At 44.0% G+C, this 5,476-nt stretch carries 6 protein-coding genes and 1 pseudogene; 4 read left to right on the top strand and 3 right to left on the bottom strand.

Annotation, left to right across the window (positions count from 1 at the left end):
* Nucleotides 1-1,012: hybrid-cluster NAD(P)-dependent oxidoreductase (locus BCT81_RS25310; protein WP_133152721.1), on the top strand; the 1,012-nt coding region annotated here is incomplete at its 5' end.
* A gap of 91 nt (nt 1,013-1,103) precedes the next feature.
* Here BCT81_RS25310 and nadE read toward each other — a convergent pair.
* A complete protein-coding gene (gene nadE, locus BCT81_RS25305) occupies nt 1,104-1,934 on the bottom strand; it encodes an ammonia-dependent NAD(+) synthetase (protein ID WP_102426249.1) in 831 nt (276 codons plus the stop codon).
* Between the two features lie 109 nt (nt 1,935-2,043).
* Between nadE and BCT81_RS25300 the strand changes: the two genes are divergently transcribed.
* Nucleotides 2,044-2,565: a nicotinate-nicotinamide nucleotide adenylyltransferase gene (locus BCT81_RS25300; protein ID WP_102426248.1), complete on the top strand. Its 522-nt coding sequence runs from the start codon at nt 2,044-2,046 to the stop codon at nt 2,563-2,565.
* A gap of 22 nt (nt 2,566-2,587) precedes the next feature.
* A complete protein-coding gene (locus tag BCT81_RS25295) occupies nt 2,588-3,079 on the top strand; it encodes a hypothetical protein (RefSeq protein ID WP_102426247.1) in 492 nt (163 codons plus the stop codon).
* A 151-nt stretch (nt 3,080-3,230) separates the two neighbouring features.
* Here BCT81_RS25295 and BCT81_RS25290 read toward each other — a convergent pair whose 3' ends face one another.
* Complete coding sequence (locus BCT81_RS25290; RefSeq protein ID WP_004737748.1) at nt 3,231-3,857, bottom strand: hypothetical protein; 627 nt, start codon at nt 3,855-3,857, stop codon at nt 3,231-3,233.
* Between the two features lie 175 nt (nt 3,858-4,032).
* Between BCT81_RS25290 and BCT81_RS25285 the strand changes: the two genes are divergently transcribed.
* Nucleotides 4,033-5,139, top strand: a complete 1,107-nt coding sequence (locus BCT81_RS25285) for a 1-acyl-sn-glycerol-3-phosphate acyltransferase (RefSeq protein WP_004737749.1) — start codon at nt 4,033-4,035, stop codon at nt 5,137-5,139.
* A 103-nt stretch (nt 5,140-5,242) separates the two neighbouring features.
* On the opposite strand, the pseudogene BCT81_RS25280 reads toward BCT81_RS25285, so the two are convergent.
* Nucleotides 5,243-5,476: pseudogene (locus tag BCT81_RS25280) on the bottom strand (hypothetical protein); the annotation flags it as partial.

The raw sequence follows: 5,476 nt of genomic DNA, 5'->3' as shown, positions 1-5,476 counted from the left end.
TTACGAAGACACATGGGTTGAGTCGCTGCATCTAACTTGCGTCGAGCGTGAAGAGATCGCTCGAGACTTTACGACATTTTGGTTAGAGCCTGCGAAAGAGAACCACTCTTTACCAAGTTACCAACCAGGTCAGCATCTGCCGATTGAAATGGTGATTGATGGTGAAAAAGTGTCTCGTCGTTATACGCTATCTTCGAGCCCATCTCGCGCGGGTCGTTTAGCGATTTCAGTGAAGCGCGTCAATGACGGCCAGATCTCCAACTGGTTGAACGACCACTTCCAAGTTGGCGATACCTTAGTCGCGCAAAACCCTGATGGTGCTTTCTATTTAGAGGAGAACCCAACGCACCCATTATTATTGCTTTCTGCGGGTAGCGGTATCACGCCTATGCTGTCGATGCTTCGTTATTTGGCAGACCATGGTCAGGTTAATGATGTGGTTTTCTATCATCAATGTAGCAGCGAAGAAGATATTCCTTATCAAGCTGAGATTGACCAGATCGCCAAAGAGCACAAAGGCTTACGTGTGATTTATTCATTGAGCCAACCAACGAAAGAGTGGGATGGTTTGTCTGGTCGTTTGAGTGTCTCGCATGTCGCGAAAATTGAAGCGCTTCATAAACGCCAAGCCTTTGTGTGTGGTCCTGATGGCTTTATGGATAATGCGAAAAAACTACTGATTCAAATGGGCTTGAATCCTCAGCACTATCATCAAGAAGCATTTGGTGTCGCACAATCAACGGAAGAGACAGTTAAGCAGCTACAGCTAAGTGTTAATGGCTATCTATTCGAAGGCAATAACCAGTCTACCTTACTAGAGCAAGCTGAGTCGGCGGGTGTATCTATTGCATCAAGCTGCCGTGCCGGTTTTTGTGGTGCTTGTAAAGTGACCCTTGAGTCTGGGCAAGTTCATCAACCGGATGTACCAGCGCTGCAAGAACATGAACGCAACATGGGACAGATACTGGCGTGTTGCAGTGTGCCTCAAACCGATATCGAAGTTGTTGATTAACTAGTTAAGTTATTCCGCACATAGAATAGAAAAGGCCGGAAGTTTACTGAACTTACGGCCTTTTTGATTCTGAGATTAATTCAAAAACTAATTAATCGTAGATCGTTGGGATTGGTTGGCGTTTGTGTTGTGTCGCTTTGTAGATGCTTACTAAGCGGTCTGACACATCTTGAGGGACTTCTTTACCTTCAAGGAAATCATCGATTTGGTCGTAAGAAAGGTTCAATGCTGCTTCGTCGGCTTTCTGTGGATCAAGCTCTTCTAGGTCGGCAGTAGGAACTTTCTTAACCAATAGCTCTGGCGCACCTAGCGTTGCTGCAAGTTCACGAACTTGACGCTTGTTCAGGCCAAACAAAGGCGCTAAATCACAGGCACCGTCACCGTGTTTAGTGTAGAAGCCAGTGATGTTTTCTGCTGAATGATCAGTACCAATCACAAGACCACCAACGTAACCTGCGATTTCGTATTGTGCGATCATACGAGCTCGAGCTTTTACGTTACCTTTTACAAAGTCGATCTTCGCAGAGTCTGTTGGTAGTAGACCCGTTCCTTCAAGTGCAATGTGAGAAGCCGCGTGAAGTCCATCAACACCTGCTTTAATGTTCACAGAAACTGATTGGGAAGGCTGAATAAAAGAAAGAGCAAGTTGTGCTTCATCTTCATCTTTTTGCTCGCCGTAAGGTAGGCGAACTGCGATGAATTGGTAGTCGTTGCTGCCTGTGCTTTCATTCAAGCTGTCAACAGCCAGTTGTGCTAGACGACCACAGGTAGTCGAGTCTACGCCACCACTGATACCAAGGATCAGGGACTTGCAGCCAGACTGCTGAAGTTTCGTTTTGATAAAGTCCACACGACGAGTCACTTCGAAGTGAGGGTCAATTGAAGGTAGTACGCGCATTTCGTCACGAATTAACTGTTCCATTCGTATTCCTTTCCTGCAAGCAAATTAAAAATCTAGTGTTATCATACCTAAATCATTCGATTTAAAAACCTCTTTGCACAAGCTTAGAAAGAGAAGGCAGTAATTAATAATGGAAAAAATAGCCATTTTCGGCAGTGCGTTTAATCCGCCGAGCTTAGGGCATAAAAGTGTGATTGATTCACTGGCTCATTTCGACAAGATTCTTCTGGTACCAAGTATCGCCCATGCTTGGGGAAAAGAGATGCTAGACTTTGATACGAGATGTCAGTTAGTTAACGCATTTATTAGTGATCTTTCATTGGATCAAGTTGAACTATCATTGATCGAAAAGAGTTTGTTCACACCCGGTGAGAGTGTGACAACTTATGCGGTACTTAGTGAATTGCAAAAGTTACATGGTGACGCTGAACTTACGTTTGTGATTGGGCCGGACAACTTCTTTAAGTTCTCATCTTTCTATAAGTCAGATGAGATTACCGAGCGATGGTCTGTAATGGCTTGCCCAGAGAAGGTGAAGATCCGCAGCACAGACATTCGTAATGCATTGATAAGTGGAAGCGATGTATCAAAACTGAGTACAAAGTCAGTTACAAAGATGTTGCAAGATAGTGGACTGTATACAATAATGTAGATTCACTAATTCAAGAGGTCTGATGACTATGCTAAAGCGCGCGATACCAGCGACGATGATCATTGCAGCATGCAGTTTACCTGCACAGGCTGAATGTGACTTTTTTAGCTTAGACTCAATCATGCTGGCTTCTGATGATGAAAATAGCTGTCTAGATTTTTCTACGAGTATTGAGTCTTTTGGTGAGCGCATGCTGGAAATAACTGGTATGAGTGAAGAAGAAGCCGAGAGTACACCTGACTATTGGTCTGACTGGGTACTTCAAACCAAGGACACGCCACTGTTAACGCAAAGCCTCGAGTCTAACTATGTTGGATTGGGAATGTGGTTTCCTGAAGACTTAGAAGATGCGCAATATGATATGTCTACTGAAGAGTGGCTTTTGAATCATGGTTTGCAATTGAGCATTGGCTTCGGTGAGAAAGTAGAAGGTCAACCTCGTATGCGTTTTGATTATCGTTGGCATGATTCAAGAGATGCCGATTTGATGATGCAAGTCGAGTTACCGTTTTAGAAGGACGCTATTGTTCTTCAAGACTGCTAACTTAGCTTCTATTTAACCTGAATTAGTACTAAGAATTAAAAAAGCCGCAGAAACTCAGTTTTTGCGGCTTTTTAGTATCTAAATATTGGCTTTTATCAGCGACATTAGGCCTTATTAGCGGCTATAGGTCGTCGCCAAACACCAGCATACACAGTTGTTCAAACTCTTCTTCTTTACCTGAGAACAGATCATCGATCACAGCAGCACGCTTTTGACCTGATTGCATGCGCTTCTTCGCTTCGCGCATTACCATCACTAAGGTGTGCTCTTGTGGCAGGTTAGAGTCATCAATGTTCCACTGATTGAATCGTTGAGACAACGCACTTTCACAAAGCAGTGGTTTGAATGCCAACACTTCTTGCTTGAGTACAGAAAGCATGTCTTTGCACGCTTGCTCGGTATTGTTAGCACCTGAAGCTCGGCCGTGAGTAAGCTCTAACTTCTCTAGCAACGCCAAAGAGAGGTTAGTTTGTGTGATGTAACCTGCTTGGCGTGGGAAAGCATCTGTCAGTCGAACAGAGAAATCGACACGGCTAACTTGAGTGTTAGGGAAGTAGGTCAACGAAGTTAAGCAGTCAAATGGAATCCAAACGCTTTGGCCAGGTTCAACGGCGTACTCTTGCTTACCCAGTTTGATCAAAACCAAGCCACTTTGAACCGATACAAGGCTATGTTTTAGTACTTTCTTGCGTGGTGTGATCACCAGGTGTGAAAAGTAAGCCGATGTATATTCAATAGCGAAGTTCATAGATAGTACCTTAATTTTGGGGCGTCAAGATTACCGTTAATCTCAAAGAATGCCAACAATAACAGGCTATTTTCACTGTTTCTGGTCTGACCTTGTCAAAAGTATGGGCTCTGTAGCTGCGAGAAGTCAAAACAACGCGTAGAATGAGCCAGCTTTTTATTATATGAATGAAAAAATGACCTCTCCAACCGATCCATATGTTGATATTCGTCCTTACGGCGATGATGAAATTCCAGCGGCACTAAACCGTCTTATTAATGATGAAGAATTCATCAGTGCGATTCTGAACTACCGTTTTTCGAATCACGCAGCTTGGTTCCAAGCATTAATGAGCCCAATTCTACGTGTTTACTTAAAAATGAAGTGGAGCAAGCTGACTAGCGTTGAATCCATTCAGATTGAAGTGAAAAAGTACTTACGTGACACGTTAGCGAACACCACAAACGGTGTGACGTACACAGGCTTAGAGTCATTGGATGTGAATCAAGCATACTTGTTTGTATCAAACCATCGTGACATTGCTATGGATCCGGCGTTGGTGAACTACGCACTGCATCAACAAAATCACCAAACTTGTCGCATTGCGATTGGTGATAACCTTCTGAAGAAGCCGTGTGCGACAGAACTGATGCGCTTGAATAAGAGCTTTATCGTTAAGCGCTCTCTTAAAGGGCCGCGTGAAATGATGAAAGCGTTAGGACAGCTTTCTTCTTACATTAAGCACTCTTTGGATACCGGCAACTCTATCTGGATTGCTCAGAAAGAAGGCCGTGCAAAAGACGGTAATGATTTCACTGATCCTGCAATCCTTAAAATGTTCCATGTTGAAGGACGCAAACAGAAGGTGGCATTCCCTGAATACGTGAAGTCACTGAAGATTGTTCCTGTTGCTATCTCATATGAAAATGACCCTTGTGATACGGCTAAAGCGATCGAGTTGTTTGAAAAAGATGTAAACGGCAGCTACGAAAAAGGCGAATTTGAAGATATTGAGAGCATTATCCAAGGTATTGTGGGCAACAAAGGCCGCATTCACGTTGGTTTTGGTCAGGTTATCGATCAAGACTTTGAGACTCCAGAAGCATTGGCTGAAGAGATTGATCGCCAGATCCATGATAACTACAAACTGTTCCCAGTAAATCTATTGGCGGCAGAGAAAGAAGATGACTCGATCACTGCTACGGTTAAGAAAGAGTTCGAAGATAAGTTAGCGACGTTACCAAAAGGTGCGCGTCAGTACTTGATCGACAGCTATGCGAACCCAGTGAAGAACATTGGTTAGCGAACATTTCGCTTAATTGATTGAATTGAAAAAGGAGCCTCGAGCTCCTTTTTTTGTTTTTCTGCTTATACTTTGGTAGAAAGAGGTAAAGTCACAGGCAAGGCTAGCGCGCTACGGCACCGCCCAGTTCCAAATTTGTTGGCCAAGTCGTGACTGTGTTGCCACCTAAATAGATATTGCCTTTCACCGTCAACGTCTCTGGGAATGCAGTAATTGCTGAGCCGCCGATATATAGGTCACCGTCAATCACAATGCCATTTGGCAGTTCGGTTAAAGGGGTGCGAATCACACTCAGGTCGCCTCTCACTCGCAAGCCGTTTGGCAGCCTTTGCAGTGG

It is taken from the genome of Vibrio sp. 10N.261.52.A1 (genome assembly GCF_002876325.1).
GTDB classification, from domain to species: Bacteria; Pseudomonadota; Gammaproteobacteria; order Enterobacterales; family Vibrionaceae; genus Vibrio; species Vibrio chagasii.
Note: the sequence above shows the minus strand (reverse complement) of the source record. Positions and strands in the feature narration are given on the sequence as shown.